Source organism: Aeromonas sp. Y318-3 (assembly GCF_027706185.1).
Lineage (GTDB): Bacteria > Pseudomonadota > Gammaproteobacteria > Enterobacterales > Aeromonadaceae > Aeromonas > Aeromonas veronii.
Genome location: NZ_JAPDCN010000001.1, coordinates 290,573 through 307,236, shown reverse-complemented (window position 1 = coordinate 307,236; position 16,664 = coordinate 290,573). Strand labels below are relative to the sequence as shown.

The following is a 16,664-nucleotide window of genomic DNA, read 5'->3' as shown; positions in this document are numbered from 1 at the left end:
TGGCTGCCGCACTATTTTCTCTTCCGTCATTGCCATAACTGGGAGCACAGTCAGCCTGCCAATCTGGCTATTTTCGGGTGCACGCGCCCCGTTCGATGAAAGGTGTTTTTTCATCTAGCCGGTTTCAATTAGGGGTTATCGGGGGATGGTGAGTGGCGTCTCCCAGTACAGTTACCGGCTCCGGGTTCTACCTTTGCTGCATCCCTTTACTCAAGCCGGTTTATCAACCTTGATGCTTATTCCCCTCTGCTCCGTCACTCATGGCTGGTGGCTAGATAGCCGGGGCATGATACGGCCACAGACGACCTGTGGGGTTGGCTCACTCCGCGCTCTACTGGCAGTCACCTACGCAGGCGCTATCTAACCCCGCCATTCCAAGGGGTGTCATGCTATATCACTGCAAATACAGGAACTTAATGGTCGATCACACTTTAAAAGTGACCATCAGCGAAGTTTTCTAATGAAACCACATGAATTTTTTTCGTGAAAAGAGCTTCACTCGAGACGTGCAACCAAGGCCAATCTGTGCATAAAGAGAGTTGAATGGCACACAGTTGAACCCGAACTCGGCACTTAAGTCGTGCTAAAGCCCACTCATCCGGGCGATACGACAACAAAAAGCCGAAGCTGATGGCTCCGGCTGATCGATGGGCACCGTCACGGCCACATTAGCGTGGCGATTCATCGTTGTAGAGTCGCCGGATCTCGTTGCGCAGCCACATCACCTTGGCATCCTGATTGTGCCGTTTGTGCCACAGCAGGATGAAGGCGATCTCCAGCTGGGCGTAGAGCTTCTCGGGGAGCGGCAGCGGCATGGCGATCAGATTGCCATGATGCCGACTGGCATAACCACCACAGTAAGAGGGCGCCACCGCAATCAGCTCGTGGCTCGACTGGGAGGCAATATGCAGCGCCTGCTCGAAGCTGGAAACCATGATGGGCACCTCCCGCTTCAGCCCCTCGTCCTCCAGCAGACTGTCGAGGGCCCAGGTATCGTTCGCTTCCCACACCATGCTGATCTGGGGGCAGGCCAAAAAATTCTCCAGCGACCACTTCTGCTGGAGCAATGGGTGATCCTTGCGCAGGAACACCACCGGGCGATCGGTGAACAGCACCTCGTGATCGATGTAATAGGGCAACCGGTTGACCTTGGCCAGGGAGCGGCCATGGGTCTCGCGGGCGCAGAAGCCGAGATCCGCATCGCCATTGACGATGTCGTTGAGGGAGTGGTGATCCCACCCCAGCATCCTGACTACCGAGTTGGGGTACTTCTGGTAGATGGTCATGGGCAGATCGCTCAGGAAGCTGATGTAGAAGGGGGACTCCATCACCAGCGTGAAACGGGCACCGTCGGGGATCGCCTCGCTATTGAGCGAGGTGATGCTGTCGGTGAGCTGGAACCAGACCTTCAGCTCCTCCTCCAGGGTCAGGGAGAGGTTGGTGGGCTGCAACCCCTGCCGTACCCGCACAAACAGGGGATCGTCAAACCACTCCCGCAATTTGGCCAGAGACTTGCTCACCGCCGACGGAGTGACACAAAGCTTTTTCGCCGCCCCTGCCACACTGCGCTCCTGCATCAGGTACTTGAAGACCACCAGCAGGTTTAAATCGAGTTCACCCAGATTGCGCATATCCCCTCTCATCTTCCATCAGCCCTGCGACCGCGCTTCACGAAGCGCGAGCCATGGTAACAGCCCTTTGACAGCCAGGTAACTGAGCAGTGCCAGCAGCAGGGCGCAGATCAGCATTTCGGTCGGGGCAAAGCCAAGTTGGCCCAGCAGCCAGATATAGAGGCCGGAGAGGCTGATCTGCATGATGCAGAGCACCGCGCTGGCAAAGGCCACATTGTGTTGACAACCATCGAGCGCCTCCCCCATCGCCACCCCGAAGCCACAGGAGAAGCCGACACAGACCAGCGCAAACCCCGGCAGCAGCAGATGGATATCGCCCCCCGCCTGCCAGCTGCCGATCAGTGAGCACGCAGCCAGCAGATAGGAGAGATGAGCCACCGCCAGCACCTTCTGTTTGCCCAGCCAGCGCAACAGCAACGGCGTCAGGAAGGAGGTGGACATACTCACGCCAGCCATCACCATCATCACGATGGAGTACTGCTCGGTAGTGAAGCCAAACTCCTTCATCAGGATCAGCGGCGAGACGCTGACATAGACCAGAATGGCGGTCACGCTGGCACTGGTCAGCAGGGAGAGCAGCATAAAGCGCGGCGAGCACAGCAGGGCAAAAGGCAGCGCCGCGCCACTGCCCGGTTGCCGCGCCGGGCGGGTCTCCTTGAGCAGAAGCAAGTTCACCAGACCGCTAACGGCCGCCACCAGCGCCATCGCCACGAAGATCCCGCGCCAATCAAAATGTGACAGGATGAGGTAACCGAGCACCGGCGCCAGCACCGGGATCACGCAGATCACCCCGTTGATCATCGAGAGCGCCATCGCCAGCCGCTCCTGACACAGCACGTCCCGCAGCACGGTAAAGGTCATGATATAGAGCGCACCGGCCCCAACCCCCTGCCAGAAACGACCGAAATAGAACTGACTTATCCCCTCTGCATTACCCGCCACCAGCGAGGCAAGGAAAAAAATCAGCGCGCCCCCGAGCACCACCCAGCGCCGCCCGTAGCGATCGGCAATCATTCCCCCCAGCAGCACGGTCGCCGCCATGCCGAACAGATAGATGGAGAAGGCGGTATGGATCTGCGCCTCACTCGCCTGCAGGGTATCGGCAATCTGGGGCACGGCGACCAGATAGAGATCGATCCCGACCGGATAGAGGATGATCATCAGGAAGGCACACAGCAAAAAAGTTCTCATGGAGGCTCCGTAGCAAAAATCTGGCCCCTGTTCGGCCAAAAGCGCGGCAAACAGCAGGCAAACTGGTGACTATGCGGAGCACTATAGGGGGGGGCTACCACCACACCTAGTGAAGAGATGGCGATCGATACATTCCAAATTGGAAATATTGTTTCTGCCGATGTGCGATTAAGGCAACTTGATGGACAAGCCGCCGGGCAGAAGAGCACCGTGAGCTGAGTAAAAATAAACGCGATAAAAAGTGCGCCGGGCAATCCCGGCGCACTTGCTTGCGGTAAAACGCTGCCCCGTGATTAGTCAGCCAGCTTGCTCAAAATGGCGTAGGCCGCCTTGACCCGGGCATCGTTGGGATAGTTGCGGTTGGCCAACATGACGATGCCAATCCCCTTGGCCGGGACAAAGGCAACATAGGCACCAAAGCCGTTGGTCGATCCCGTCTTGTTGTAGAGCCGCGGCTCCCCCATATCTTTGGGCGCAGCAAAGCGTTCCACCGGATTGGCCTTATAGCTCACCGCAGGCGAGTTGCCCACCAGCAGTGCCTGCTCGGTGACGGGATAGGCATAACTCTCCCAGCCCAGCCCCTGAGTCATCCCTCCTACCGAGAAGAAACCGGTGTGAGTCATGGCAATGGCCTGCTGCATGGTTGCGTCACCGCGCCTGGTCATGTTGGCCTCGACAAACTTGATGAAATCTGCCGAGCTGGTCTTGATGCCATAAGCCTCGTCAGCCAGCACTCCCGGATTGACCCGGATCGGTTTCTCCTCTTTGGCATAGCCGTAGGCGTAATCGCCCATGGCTGCCGCAGGCACCTTGAGGTAGGTGTGGACAAGGCCGAGCCCCGGCAACAGGGTCTGGCTCATCAGCTGCTCGAAGGGTTGGCCCAGAGAGCTCGCAGCCAGATAGCCGAACAGACCTATGCTGGGGTTGGAGTACTCCCGCTGGGTACCGGCGGCAAAGAGCGGCGTCCACTGGCGGTAGTAGGCTTGCATCTTCTCTGCCGAGTCGACCGTATCGGGGAACTGCAGGGGCAAGCCGCCAGCACTGTAGGTGGCAAGATCGGCCATGGTCACACCATCAAAGGCAGAGCCTTTCAGCCAGGCTGCGTGCTGGCTCACCTTGTCATCCAGCTTGAAGCCCCCCTTGAGCACAGCGTAGGCACCGAGGGTCGCGGTCAGGGTCTTGCTGACCGAGCCGATTGCAAACAGGGTCTGCTCGCTGACGCGCTGACCACTCTCCCGGTTGGCAACGCCATAGTTGAAATAGTGGGCCTTGCCATCTTTCAGTACGGCAACCGCCATTCCCGGGATCCGGTACTCCTTGAGCACGGGTTGAATGGCGCCGTCCACGATGGCGGTGAGAGGAGCATCCTGTGCAGCAGAAGCGAATGAAGAAATCAGTAGGGAACCCAGCGTCAGCAGCGAGAGAGTTGTTGGTTGTTTCATGACATCTGTCTTGTGGTGAGTTGAAAAGTGCATCATAAGGACGCTTGGTGAGCTGAGCGTGAACAACTGTGAAGTCGGTGTGAAGTCATTGAAAAAACGGGCCATTTCTATGGTTTTACGGCGTACTGAGCCCGCCCTGAGCGACTGGCGTATAAGCTGTAGGAGCCAAAATAGAGAAGCAAGATACGGACAAGCCGAAAGCGGGAGGAGTAGTGAAATCACAGGAACAGATCACGGCGGTGCTGACAGCGCTGGAACAGGTGATTCTGGGTAAACCGCTGCAGCTCAAGGTTGCACTGGTCACCCTGCTGGCGCGCGGTCATCTGCTGATCGAGGATCTGCCCGGTATGGGCAAAACCACCCTGGCCCACGCGCTGGCGCAGGTGCTGGGGCTTGCATGCCGGCGGATGCAGTTCACCGCCGATCTGCTCCCCGCCGACCTGCAGGGGCTTCAGATTTTTGACCCCCAGCAGCAAACATTTCGCTTTCACCCCGGCCCCATCTTCACCCAGGTACTGCTGGCAGACGAGATCAACCGTGCCAGCCCCAAGGTGCAGAGCGCCCTGCTGGAGGCGATGGCCGAGGGCAAGGTGAGCATTGAGGGGAATACACATTCCCTCCCCGATCCGTTTTTCGTCATCGCTACCCAGAACCCTGCGGATCAGGCGGGCACCTATCCGCTGCCGGAATCCCAGCTCGACCGCTTCGCCGTGCGACTCTCGCTGGGTTTTCCGCCACGAGAGGCTGAGCGCCAGCTACTGCGGGGCAGCCAGCCGACGGGCCCTTTGCCCGCCATGCTGAATGCCGCCGAGCTGGCTGCCCTGCAAGCGGAAGGTGATGCTATCCATGTTTCCGATGCCACCCTCGACTACCTGCTGGCGCTGGTGCACCAGAGCCGCTTTGATGGGGAGCTGCCACAGCCCCTCTCCCCCCGTGCAGCCCAGACCTTGCTGGCGGTGAGCCGGGCCTGGGCGCTGGTTGCGGGACGGCGCTTCGTCACGGTGGAGGATGTGCAGGCAGTCTTCCCCTATGTGGCCGAGCATCGGCTGCGGGGCAGCTTTGGCGTACAGCACGGCGAAGCATGTCCCCTGAGCCAGCGGCTGCTGGCCAAGGTCGACCCGGACAATCCCTGATGAGCAAATTGCTAAACCGTTGGCAGCAGTGGCGAGCCCGCTGGCAACGACGCTGGCTCGACCGCCGCATTCCCCCGGCCCGCCAGATCACGCTGGGTACCCGCAGCCTCTTTATCCTCCCCACCCGCATGGGACTGCTCTATCTGCTGGTGCTGCTCGCCATCTATCTGCTCGGCACCAATTACCAGAACAATCTGGTGCTGCTGGTGGCCTACTGCCTCGGCAGCCTGTTTATGGCCGCCATGTGGCTCACCCACCGCAATCTGCTGGGGCTGGAGCTGCTGGGGGGCCCGCTGGTGCTGGGGGAAGCGGGTAGCCAGCTGCCGATCCGTATCTTGGTGCAGAGCCCTCGCCCGGTGCAGGCGCTCCGGTTTAGCCTCAACGAAGGCACCCTCTGGCTGGCACAGGCCGACGCTGTGCCCAGCACAGTTATCCTGCCAGTATCGGGCTCGCGCCGTGGGCCACTGCACCTTGGTCGATTGCGGGTCGAGAGCCGCTACCCTCTCGGCCTGTTTCGCTGCTGGTCCCTGCTGGACTTGCAACTGGAGGGCTGGCTCTCCCCCAAACCGGCGTTCGGAGCGCTAAGAGGGGAACACGCGACCGAAAGCGAGGGGAATCAGGGCCAGCCGGCGCCGGCCACTCTCGGTGACTTTGACTCTCTGCGGACACATCAGGCCGGTGAACCACTGAGCCGGGTCGCCTGGAAGCAACTTGCCCAGGGGCGCGGCCTGCTGACCAAGCAGTTCAATGAACCACAGCAGGATGACAGCCACCTCACCTTACAGCGGGTCGCGGGTGGGGATCTGGAGCAGCGGCTGGCGGTGCTGGCCTGGTGGTGCGCCGATTACGGCAAGCGGGGCATCCCCTTCACCCTGACACTGGCAGGCCAGACGCTGGGGCCCGATAGTGGTGCCGCCTTTGTGCAGCGCTGCCTGCTGGCACTGGCCCAATTCGATGCAACACCGCCGAAGAGCACGCCAGATGCTGCTCGATAACCGCCGCCTGCTGCCACTCATCGCCCTGCAACAGCTGCTGCTGGTCGCGGCGCTCTGGCCCCAGTTGCAGCTCTGGGTGGTGGCGGTAAGCGCCGCTACCCTCGGCGTCCGGGCCATGATGCTGTGGCGCGGCTGGCCGCCCCTGCCTGCCCGCGGGTTGGCGCTGCTGGCCATCACCACTGTGCTGTTGCTGGGACTACAGTGGCGTGGCTTGGGCACCCTGCCCGCCCTGATCAATCTGCTCTGGCTCGGCTATAGCCTCAAGATGATCGAGGTACGGCGCGAGCGGGATATCGAGCAGGTGCTGCTGCTCGCCTTCTTCCTCATCGCGCTGGCGCTGGTGCAGCGACAGAGCATCGGCTGGACGGCCGGAATGACAGTAGCGCTCTGGCTGGCAGTGACCGCGCTGGTGGCCGCCATCGCCCCCGAACAGAAAAGGCCATGGCGCAGCGCGGGCGGTGCCCTGCTGCTGGCGCTTCCCCTGCTTATCACTCTGTTTTTGCTGCTGCCAAGGCTGCCGCCCCTCTGGCAGATGCCCACCACCAGCCGCGCCCTGTCGGGGCTCTCGGAAGAGCTGGCCCCCGGCGATATCAGCGAACTGGTCAACTCCTCCGAACTGGCGTTTCGGGTCACCTTTGCCGATGGCCCACCCCCAGCCCGCGAGCGCTACTTTCCGGTAATGCGCCAAGAGGTTTTCGATGGCCAACGCTGGTTGCTGAGCCCCGAGGTCAAAACGTGGCAACGGACAGTGCCGGTGCAGACCGGGCTCACCCTTCTGGCATCCTCTTCTCAGGCCAGTACTCAACTGACAGATAACCCGTTACCCGCCGGGAGCTACGAGGTGATTGCCGAGCCCCAGCGCCACCGCTGGGCTTTCGCCCTGAGTGACCCCCACCTGCTGGCGGGCCCTGTGCTGCTTACCCCTCTCGACACCCTCTATCGTCAGGGAAGCGGCGAGGTGGCGATCCGCTATCGCATTGGCCGTGGCGAAACGCTGCCCGAGGATGACCACCAAGCCGCCCAGCGCAACCTGCAACTGCCTGGCGGGGGCAACCCGAGAGCGCGAGCCTATGGCCAAGAGCTTGCGGCACGCTATCCGGATCGCAGCACGCTGGGCGCCGCCCTGCTCGAACAGTTTCGCAGCCAATCCTATTACTACACCCTGACCCCGCCACGGCTTGGCAGTGACGGGGTGGATGAGTTCCTGTTCGATACCAAGCGCGGCTTTTGCGGCCACTACGCCATGGCGACCGCTTTCGTGCTGCGCGCTGCCGGTATTCCGGCACGGCTGGTCACCGGTTATCTCGGCGGCGAGTGGAATCCCACGGGCAACTATCTGGCGGTACACCAGTTCGATGCTCACGTCTGGGTGGAGTATCTCGATGAAGGGGGAACATGGCAGCGAATCGACCCCACGGCGGCAGTGGCGCCGGAGCGCATTGAAGGCGGCGTGAGGGAGGCTCTGAGCGACGAGTTTACCGCTGCCGACCCCCTCGCTTTGCAGCGTTATCGCAACTGGGCTCTGCTCAATCAGCTGCGCTGGTGGGGCAACAATATCGACTACCAGTGGAGTCGCTGGGTGATTGGTTACGATGCGGGTCAACTCTGGCAGCAAATCAGTCTGCGCTGGCCTGCACTGGCGGGGCACACACCCTGGTTGATCCTCGCCAGCCTGATGCTGGTCGCCCTGCTGGTGAGTATGCCCCTGCTGTTGCCCGCCCGCCTGCCGCCAGAGCGGCGTATCTGGCAACCCCTGCTCAAACGGGGCAAACGCAGTGGCTACCCACCCCAGCCAGCCGAGAGCATGGGAGCATGGTGCGAGCGACTGGCGCGGCTGCGCCCCGACCTTGCCCACCCTCTGTTAAAGAGTGCGTGGCTCTATCGCCGCTGGCGTTATGCCCCCCTCAGCGACCGGCAACAAGGGCGCTGCTGGCGCCAGTTGCGACGACGTATCAGACAGCTCGTTCGGCGCTGGGATAAGCAGCCGAAGAGCGCGCCATAAAAGAAGGGGGGAGCCACTGGCTCCCCCCTCTTAGGTTTGGCTCAAGCGATTTGACTCAAGGTCTGACTCACCGCTTGTTATTTTTTGGTCGGATTGTCCCAGATCCCCTCTTCCAGCTGGGAGCGGATCTCGGGGTATTTGTTGGCATCGAAGGTGGGTACCTTGCCCAGCCGGAGCTGGTCGTTGTAATCCTTGGCCAGCTTGATGGCGACGCTGGAGAGCAGCAGGATCGCTACCAGGTTGACGATGGCCATCAGCCCCATGGAGACATCCGCCATGGCCCACACGATCGGCAACTCACCCACGGCGCCGAACATCACCATCCCCAGTACGAACACCCGGAACAGCATCAGGCCACCCTTGTGGTTGTGCTCGAGGAACACCAGATTGGTCTCGGCATAGGAGTAGTTCGCCACGATAGAAGTGAAGGCGAAGAAGAAGATGGCCGCCGCAATGAAGATGTTGCCACCACTGCCAATCTGGGAGGAGAGCGCCCGCTGGGTCAGCTCGACACCGGTCACGCCGGAGCCCGGCTCAAACTGACCGGACATCAGGATGATGGCGGCGGTACAACTGCAGATAACGATGGTGTCCATAAAGACGCCCAGCATCTGCACATAACCCTGAGAGGCCGGGTGCGGCGGATAGGGAGTGGCAGTCGCCGCAGCGTTGGGCGCAGAGCCCATCCCCGCTTCGTTGGAGAAGAGACCGCGCTTGATACCGTTGATCATCGCCTGGGAGATGGCATAACCCAGCGCACCCGAGCCGGCCTGCTCAATCCCGAAGGCGGACTTGATGATCAGCATGAAGACATGGGGCAACTCGGTGATGTTCATCGCCACGATCACCAGCGCCAGCAGGATGTAGGCCAGTGCCATAAAGGGCACTACCAGCTCGGCAAAACGGGCGATGCCACGAATGCCGCCGAAGATAATCAGGCCGGAGAGCGCCACCAGCGCCAGACCGCTGACCCAGTCAGGAATGCCAAACGCCACCTTCATCGCCAGACTGATGGAGTTGGCCTGCACCGCGTTGAACACCAGACCAAATGCCAGGATCAGGCAGAGCGAGAAGACCACCCCCATCCAGCGCATGCCAAGGCCTTTCTCCATGTAGTAGGCCGGGCCACCACGGTAGTTGCCATCCTCATCCTTGACCTTGTAGAGCTGGGCCAGGGTGCTTTCAACGAAGGCGGTCGCCATGCCAATAAAGGCAATCAGCCACATCCAGAAGATGGCGCCGGGGCCACCCAGATAGATGGCGACTGCCACACCGGCCAGGTTGCCGGTGCCGACACGGGCGGCAAGGCTGGTACAGAGGGCTTGGAAGGAGGAGATGCCTGCGTTGTCCGATTTACGGCTGTTTTTCAGCACGGAAAACATGTGGCCAAAGTGACGGATCTGGATAAAACCCAGGCGGAAGGTGAAAAAGATACCGACCCCGATGAGCAGGTAGATGAGCACGGCTCCCCACATCAGGTCGTTTAGCATCGCAATCAAGGTGTCCATAATTCTCTCGTTGTTATTCACATCCATGGCCAGTCTGCGCTGACCGTTTTCTGTCTGTCGTTTAATTAGCGTTTCGCTAAAGGGGCGGAATCTAGCACAGCGGGAGAGCCCGGAATAGTGATCCCGGTCACGCGAGACACAAAAAACGAACGGTAAAAGCCCATAAAGCTCCATTTAAATCGCAAACTTTCAACAAACTCAATAATTCAATCAGACAGGCCACCATTAAGCCCCATAAGAGAACCATTTTGATATATCCCTGATGAGCTATGCGAAAACGCAAACGCTTGCATGAAATGGCTTTCAAACGGAGACATTTCGCCAAACGTTTGCGCTGTAATTAAATTTCAAGTACGTAGCGAGATAATTTATGTGATCGACGACACAAATATGGATATTGGCTAAAAAAGTTCAGCTGAAAGCAAACCGGAGCGAGGTCGGAATGAAATGTAAAAAACCTTACTAATCATATAGTTTCAAGCCATAAAACGGGATAACTCAACAGCCTGAATGTTTAACAACCAAGCGCCCCTATTGCAGGATGCAGCACATCAGTATTAATTAGGCAGGCAATGACGATGGGCCGCCCCCATCGCGCTTTTCTGAGCCTGAGGCACCAAGATCCTGTAATTTTATTTCAGAACCACCGTCTCAAGCCCGCAACCCAGGGATTACTCCCTCATTAAGAGATGATATTCGCTATGGCCGATAAATTAACCCAGCTGAAAGCCCTGACCACTGTTGTTGCCGACACCGGTGATATCGAAGCCATCAAACGCTATCAGCCCATCGATGCCACCACCAACCCCTCTCTGGTTCTGAAGGCCTCCGAGATCCCCGAGTACGCTCCGCTGATCGAAGACGCCATCAACTGGGCCAAAGCCCAGAGCCAGGACAAGGCACAGCAAATCATCGACGCGGGCGACAAGCTGGCCGTCAACATCGGTCTGGAAGTGCTGAAGATCGTTCCGGGCCGTATCTCCACCGAAGTGGATGCCCGTCTCTCCTTCGATACCGAAGCCAGCATCGCCAAGGCCCGCAAACTGATCCGTCTCTACAATGAAGCGGGTATCAGCAACGACCGCATTCTGATCAAGCTGGCCTCCACCTGGGAAGGGATCCGTGCCGCCGAGGTACTGGAGAAAGAGGGTATCCAGTGCAACCTGACCCTGCTGTTCTCCTTCGCCCAGGCCCGTGCCTGTGCCGAAGCCGGTGCCTTCCTGATCTCCCCGTTCGTGGGTCGTATCCTCGACTGGTACAAGGCTAAAAATGGCCGTGATTACACCGCCAGCGAAGATCCGGGTGTGGTCTCCGTCACCTCCATCTACAACTACTACAAGCAGCACGACTACCCGACCGTCGTGATGGGGGCCAGCTTCCGCAACACCGGCGAGATCCTGGAACTGGCCGGCTGCGACCGCCTGACCATCGGCCCAGCCCTGCTGGAAGAGCTGAGCAAAACCGAAGGCGCTGTGGTACGCAAACTGGACTACACCGGTGAGCGCAAGGCCAAACCGACTCCGATGACCGAAGCCGAATTCCGCTGGGAACTGAACCAAGATGCCATGGCTCACGAGAAGCTGGGCGAAGGCATCCGCATGTTCGCCATCGACCAGGGCAAGCTGGAAACCATGCTGGCAAGCCGCCTGTAATCGGTTCTTTTTTCTGATAAAAACCGGGCCCCTAACAAGGGGCCCGGTTTTTTTTCATGGGCTTTTTTAGCGCTGTCATAGAGTCGTCACGAAAACGTTTTAATTTCAGATTCGTTATGTTATACGGGTGGTGAAAACGATAAAAACCAAGGAGGGAGCCATGGAAATGTTCAACTTCGATTATGACGAGGTGGTTGAACTCGGTTCGCGTAGCCGCGGGACAACGGGAAAAAAACGTAAATGGCGTGAAATCGAGGCGTTGAAAGACAAACATCGCCTGCAGAAGGAGCTGCAATCCATCGATATCGCCTATGAAGGTCTTACAGACGAGATTGAACTGTAATACCGCCAGACACCTGTAAAAGCGCTCCGCATAGCCGGGGCGCTTTTTTATGCCGCAATCGGATGATCAAGCGGCTTGTCGTGCCATCACCAGCAATGCCAAAGGATACTGTTGGCTACTGACAGCCCTCACCAAAGTGAGGCATAGCAACCCAGCCCCTCACCCGCGAAGATTGAGCTGTGCCGTTTCAGGGCGCGTTGGCGCAAACATCGCAAGACAGGTTATCAGCAATAAAAAACCCCCGTCGCTGACGGGGGCCTGAATACTAGGGGTTGAAGGCAGCGCTTAGCAGTAGCCGTAGCCCAGCAGACGCTGGTAGCGCTGCTCCAGCAGTTGCTCGGTATCGAGCGGACGCAGTGCGTCCAGATCCTGCTTGATGCGAGCCTTGAGGTTTTTGGCCATCTTCTCCACATCGCGGTGGGCACCGCCGAGGGGCTCGTCGATCACGTGGTCGATCAGCTTGAGCTCTTTCAGACGCTGGGCAGTGATACCCATCGCTTCGGCAGCCACAGAAGCCTTGTCTGCGCTCTTCCACAGGATGGAGGCACACCCTTCCGGCGAGATGACGGAGTAGGTGGAGTACTGCAGCATGTTGACGCGGTCACCCACGCCGATTGCCAGCGCACCACCTGAGCCGCCCTCACCGATCACGGTGCAGACCACCGGCACGGTCAAACCGGCCATCACTTTCAGGTTGCGGGCAATCGCTTCGGACTGGCCACGCTCTTCGGCACCGACGCCGGGGTAAGCGCCCGGGGTATCGATAAAGGTGATGATCGGCATCTTGAAGCGCTCGGCCATCTCCATCAGACGCAGGGCCTTGCGGTATCCTTCCGGACGCGGCATGCCGAAGTTGCGCTTGATCTTCTCTTTGGTCTCGCGACCCTTCTGGTGACCAATCACCATCACAGGCTCACCGTCGAGACGGGCGATGCCGCCGACGATAGCCTTGTCATCGGCATAGGCGCGATCGCCAGCCAACTCGTCGAAATCGGTGAAGATATGCTCGATATAGTCAAAGGTGTAGGGGCGCTGGGGATGACGCGCCATCTGGGATACCTGCCAGGCCCCCAGATCACCGAAGATCTTCTTGGTCAGCTCTTCGTTTTTCTTCTCCAGCCGGCGGATCTCGTCTTTCAGATCCACGGCGTGATTGCCTTCACTCACATGTTTGAGTTCATCAATCTGCGCCTGCAACTCGGCAATCGGCTGTTCAAAATCCAGAAAAAGACTCATAGGGCCTTAGAACCTCTAATCAAAAACCAATTCAACCCGCTCTCGTCCAAGCAGGACTCGCAAGTCATCTATCAGTTGATCGGTGGGCGTCACCCGCCACTCGGTACCGAGCGTCAATCGCACCCGGGAACCGGGGCGACGATAGTTTACCTGAACCGGACAGACTCCGGCACGGGCGGGCTCCAAAATCTCGCACAAACGCGGGAAAAAGCGATCATCAATCCGCTGTTCATCGAGGGAGATGCGGATTGCTCTGGCAAAACGCTCCCTCGCATCGTTGATATCCAGTAATTCTCGAGCCGACATTTTAAGGCCACCGGAGAAGTCATCAAAGCTGACCTGTCCAGAAACCACCAAAATGCGGTCTTTTTGCATCAATTCTTCATATTTTTCCAGCGCTTCACTGAACAGGGTCACATCGAGGCGACCGGAACGGTCGTCCAGAGTGAAGATCCCCATCTTGTTGCCACGCTTGGTCACCATGCTGCGGGCCGCAATCACCAGCCCCGCCGCCGTGGTCACGGTATCGCGGGAGGTGGGATGCAGATCGCACAGGCGACCCGAGGTATAACGACGCAATTCGCTGCTGTACTGGTTGATGGGGTGACCGGTGAGATAGAGCCCGAGGGTCTCGCGCTCCCCTTCCAGCCATACCTTGTCAGGCCAGTGCGGCACGTTGGCAAACGCCTTCTTGACGTCGTCAATCTCTTCGGTGAGCACGCCGAACATGTCGACCTGCCCCACCGCCTGCGCCTTGGCGTGCTGCTCGGCGGCACGCATCGCCTCCTCCAGCGTTGCCATCAGGGCGGCGCGGTGGGGGCCGAGCCGATCCATGGCCCCGGAGAGGATCAGCTTCTCCATCACCCGCTTGTTGAGCTTCTTGATGTCGACCCGGTTACAGAAGTCGAACAGATCGCGGAACGGGCCGTCCTGATCCCGGGCGCTCAAGATCGCATCGATGGGGCCTTCACCCACCCCTTTCACTGCCCCGATCCCGTAGACAATATGACCATCTTCGTTGACCGAGAAGCGATAGCGACCGGTGTTCACATCCGGCGGGATCACGGTGAGCCCCATCCGCTGACACTCATCCACCAGAGTCACGATCTTGTCGGTGTTGTCCATATCGGCGGTCATGACCGCCGCCATGAACTCGGCCGGGAAGTGGGTCTTGAGCCAGAGGGTCTGGTAGGAGACCAGCGCGTAGGCGGCGGAGTGGGATTTGTTGAAGCCGTAGCCCGCAAACTTCTCCACCAGATCGAAGATCTTCATCGCCAGTTCGCCGTCGACGCCATTCTTGACGGCGCCCTCCTCGAAACCGGCCCGCTGCTTGGCCATCTCCTCGGGCTTTTTCTTACCCATCGCCCGGCGAAGCATGTCTGCGCCACCGAGCGTATAACCCGCCAGGGTCTGGGCGATCTGCATCACCTGCTCCTGATAGAGGATGATGCCGTAGGTGGGTTCGAGGATGGGCTTGAGGCTCTCGTGCTGCCACTTTTCATCCGGATAAGAGATCGCTTCATTACCGTGTTTGCGGTCGATGAAGTTATCCACCATGCCTGACTGGAGCGGGCCCGGTCGGAACAGGGCCACCAGTGCGATCATGTCTTCGAAGCAGTCGGGGCGCAGCCGCTTGATGAGATCCTTCATGCCGCGGGATTCCAGCTGGAATACCGCGGTGGTCTCGTAGCGCTGCAGCAGGTCAAACGACTTCTTGTCATCGATGGGGATGGCGGCGATGTCCACCGGCGGCTTGCCCTCTTTGGCAAGACGCGGGTTTATCATGCCGAGCGCCCAGTCGATGATGGTGAGCGTTCGCAGACCCAGGAAGTCGAACTTCACCAGGCCGGCGTATTCCACGTCGTTCTTGTCGAACTGGGTGACCGGGTGATGGCCTTCGTCATCGCAGTAGAGCGGCGCAAAGTCGGTGATCTTGGTGGGTGCGATCACCACGCCACCGGCATGTTTACCGGCGTTGCGCACCACCCCTTCCAGGCGGCGGGCCATGTCGATGAGGTCTTTGACCTCCTCATCCTGCTCGTAGAGCTCGGGCAGCTTGGGCTCGGCCTCGAATGCCTTGGCCAGCGTCATGCCCGGATCCGGCGGGATCAGCTTGGAGATGCGATCCACAAAGCCGTAAGCGTGGCCCAGCACCCGGCCTACATCCCGCACCACCGCCTTGGCCGCCATGCTGCCGAAGGTGATGATCTGCGACACCGCCTCCCGGCCGTACATGTCGGAGACGTGCTCAATCACCTCATCGCGCCGGTCCATGCAGAAGTCGACGTCGAAGTCGGGCATGGATACCCGCTCGGGATTCAGGAAACGTTCGAACAGCAGGTCAAATTCCAGCGGATCGAGGTCGGTGATCTTGAGGGCGTAGGCCACCAGAGAACCCGCCCCCGAGCCCCGGCCCGGACCAACGGGAATGCCGTTGTCCTTGGACCACTGGATAAACTCCATCACGATGAGGAAGTAACCCGGGAAGCCCATCTGGTTGATCACTTTCAGCTCGACATCGAGACGCTCGTCATACTCGGGACGTCGCTCGGCCCGCACCGCCGGATCCGGGAACAGAAACTCGAGACGCTCCTCCAGACCCTCTTTCGATTTGGCCACCAGAAAATCTTCGGTGGTCATGTCGCCGGTCGGGAAGTTGGGCAGGAAATATTCGCCGAGACGCACCGTCACGTTGCAGCGCTTGGCGATCTCCACCGTGTTTTCCAGCGCTTCGGGAATGTCGGCAAACAGCTCGGCCATCTCCTCCTGACTGCGCAGGTACTGCTGGGGGCTGTAGCGACGGGGACGGCGTTTGTCCATCAGGGTATAGCCATCGTGGATGGCAACCCGGATCTCGTGTGCATCGAAGTCATCGGCGTTAAGGAACACCACCTCGTTGGTGGCGACCACCGGCAGCTCGAACTCGGTAGCGATGGCCACCGCCATGTGCAGATAGACCTCTTCGTCGGGTCGACCGGTGCGCAGCAGTTCGAGATAGTAGGCATCGGGGAAGTGGGTCTGATAGAAGGCGACACACTGCTCGGTCATCTGCCGGTTGCCCTTGAGCAGGAACTTGCCCACATCCCCCTCGCGGCCACCGGAGAGGACGATCACCCCCTTGGCGTGTTCGGCGAGCCAGCTCTTGTCGATAACCGGCCGCCCTTGCACGTGGCCGCGCTGGTAACCGCGGGAAATAAGCAGGGTGATGTTCTGGTAGCCGTCGTTATCCATGGCGAGCAGGGTGAGACGGAACTGCTCGTCGCCGAGCTCATCGCTCTGCACCCAGAAGTCGGCACCGACGATGGGTTTGATCCCCTTGCCGTGGGCTGCGCCATAGAAGCGCACCAGACCGCACATGTTCATCTGATCGGTCAGCGCCAGCGCCGGCATGTTGTTGGCCGCCGCCGCCCCGACGATGGGATTGATCTTCTGCAGGCCATCGACCATGGAGAAGTCGGAGTGGACTCGCAGGTGGATAAAACGGGGGTCAGCCATCGTCATCTCCTCTCGCTGCTCAAACTAAATGGCATG

General features: G+C 59.5%; 11 protein-coding genes. 5 read left to right on the top strand and 6 right to left on the bottom strand.

Translation table 11 applies throughout. The features are described 5' to 3' along the window. Positions 1-668 precede the first annotated feature (668 nt). The 3 genes from yidZ to ampC form a co-directional block, all read right to left on the bottom strand. The gene (gene yidZ, locus OKB77_RS01515) at positions 669-1,631 is read right to left on the bottom strand and encodes an HTH-type transcriptional regulator YidZ (protein ID WP_064338536.1); all 963 of its coding nucleotides are present in this window, start codon (positions 1,629-1,631) and stop codon (positions 669-671) included. 18 nt (positions 1,632-1,649) lie between these two features. Beyond that, a complete protein-coding gene (locus OKB77_RS01510; RefSeq protein ID WP_265775697.1) occupies positions 1,650-2,822 on the bottom strand; it encodes an MFS transporter in 1,173 nt (390 codons plus the stop codon). 293 nt (positions 2,823-3,115) lie between these two features. Then, on the bottom strand, positions 3,116-4,264 hold the full coding sequence (ampC, locus tag OKB77_RS01505; protein WP_270816824.1) for an FOX/MOX family class C beta-lactamase: 1,149 nt from the start codon (positions 4,262-4,264) through the stop codon (positions 3,116-3,118). 212 nt (positions 4,265-4,476) lie between these two features. On the opposite strand from ampC, the gene OKB77_RS01500 reads away from it, so the two are divergent. The 3 genes from OKB77_RS01500 to OKB77_RS01490 are packed head-to-tail and all read left to right on the top strand — an operon-like array spanning position 4,477 to position 8,394. Beyond that, on the top strand, positions 4,477-5,397 hold the full coding sequence (locus OKB77_RS01500) for an AAA family ATPase (RefSeq protein WP_265775699.1): 921 nt from the start codon (positions 4,477-4,479) through the stop codon (positions 5,395-5,397). Further along, the gene (locus tag OKB77_RS01495) at positions 5,397-6,392 is read left to right on the top strand and encodes a DUF58 domain-containing protein (RefSeq protein WP_265775700.1); all 996 of its coding nucleotides are present in this window, start codon (positions 5,397-5,399) and stop codon (positions 6,390-6,392) included. The genes OKB77_RS01500 and OKB77_RS01495 overlap by 1 nt, the downstream gene beginning before the upstream one ends. Then, positions 6,379-8,394 carry a transglutaminase TgpA family protein gene (locus tag OKB77_RS01490; RefSeq protein ID WP_265775701.1) on the top strand — a complete coding sequence of 672 codons (2,016 nt, stop codon included), beginning with the start codon at positions 6,379-6,381 and terminating at the stop codon, positions 8,392-8,394. The genes OKB77_RS01495 and OKB77_RS01490 overlap by 14 nt, the downstream gene beginning before the upstream one ends. A gap of 77 nt (positions 8,395-8,471) precedes the next feature. Here the strand turns inward: OKB77_RS01490 and OKB77_RS01485 are convergent, their stop codons facing one another. Continuing rightward, complete coding sequence (locus OKB77_RS01485; protein ID WP_013724018.1) at positions 8,472-9,902, bottom strand: alanine/glycine:cation symporter family protein; 1,431 nt, start codon at positions 9,900-9,902, stop codon at positions 8,472-8,474. Positions 9,903-10,603: 701 nt separating this feature from the next. On the opposite strand from OKB77_RS01485, the gene tal reads away from it, so the two are divergent. Together tal and OKB77_RS01475 are read left to right on the top strand one after the other, a co-directional pair. Next, positions 10,604-11,554, top strand: a complete 951-nt coding sequence (gene tal / locus OKB77_RS01480; protein ID WP_005338545.1) for a transaldolase — start codon at positions 10,604-10,606, stop codon at positions 11,552-11,554. Positions 11,555-11,714: 160 nt separating this feature from the next. After that, positions 11,715-11,897, top strand: coding sequence for a DUF3545 family protein (locus tag OKB77_RS01475; protein ID WP_005338547.1), 183 nt, complete (start codon positions 11,715-11,717; stop codon positions 11,895-11,897). Between the two features lie 285 nt (positions 11,898-12,182). Here the strand turns inward: OKB77_RS01475 and accA are convergent, their stop codons facing one another. Together accA and dnaE are read right to left on the bottom strand one after the other, a co-directional pair. Continuing rightward, positions 12,183-13,133 (bottom strand): acetyl-CoA carboxylase carboxyl transferase subunit alpha, encoded by a 951-nt coding sequence (gene accA, locus OKB77_RS01470; RefSeq protein ID WP_005338549.1) that lies wholly within the window; start codon positions 13,131-13,133, stop codon positions 12,183-12,185. Positions 13,134-13,148: 15 nt separating this feature from the next. Then, complete coding sequence (gene dnaE, locus OKB77_RS01465; RefSeq protein ID WP_064338543.1) at positions 13,149-16,628, bottom strand: DNA polymerase III subunit alpha; 3,480 nt, start codon at positions 16,626-16,628, stop codon at positions 13,149-13,151. Positions 16,629-16,664 lie beyond the last annotated feature (36 nt).

What these genes read in the sequence shown, in the direction of transcription:
- yidZ (WP_064338536.1), bottom strand. Translation starts at nt 1,631, where the DNA reads ATGCGCAATCTGGGTGAACTCGATTTAAACCTGCTGGTGGTCTTCAAG.
- OKB77_RS01510 (WP_265775697.1), bottom strand. Translation starts at nt 2,822, where the DNA reads ATGAGAACTTTTTTGCTGTGTGCCTTCCTGATGATCATCCTCTATCCG.
- ampC (WP_270816824.1), bottom strand. Translation starts at nt 4,264, where the DNA reads ATGAAACAACCAACAACTCTCTCGCTGCTGACGCTGGGTTCCCTACTG.
- OKB77_RS01495 (WP_265775700.1), top strand. Translation starts at nt 5,397, where the DNA reads ATGAGCAAATTGCTAAACCGTTGGCAGCAGTGGCGAGCCCGCTGGCAA.
- OKB77_RS01490 (WP_265775701.1), top strand. Translation starts at nt 6,379, where the DNA reads ATGCTGCTCGATAACCGCCGCCTGCTGCCACTCATCGCCCTGCAACAG.
- OKB77_RS01485 (WP_013724018.1), bottom strand. Translation starts at nt 9,902, where the DNA reads ATGGACACCTTGATTGCGATGCTAAACGACCTGATGTGGGGAGCCGTG.
- tal (WP_005338545.1), top strand. Translation starts at nt 10,604, where the DNA reads ATGGCCGATAAATTAACCCAGCTGAAAGCCCTGACCACTGTTGTTGCC.
- OKB77_RS01475 (WP_005338547.1), top strand. Translation starts at nt 11,715, where the DNA reads ATGGAAATGTTCAACTTCGATTATGACGAGGTGGTTGAACTCGGTTCG.
- accA (WP_005338549.1), bottom strand. Translation starts at nt 13,133, where the DNA reads ATGAGTCTTTTTCTGGATTTTGAACAGCCGATTGCCGAGTTGCAGGCG.
- dnaE (WP_064338543.1), bottom strand. Translation starts at nt 16,628, where the DNA reads ATGGCTGACCCCCGTTTTATCCACCTGCGAGTCCACTCCGACTTCTCC.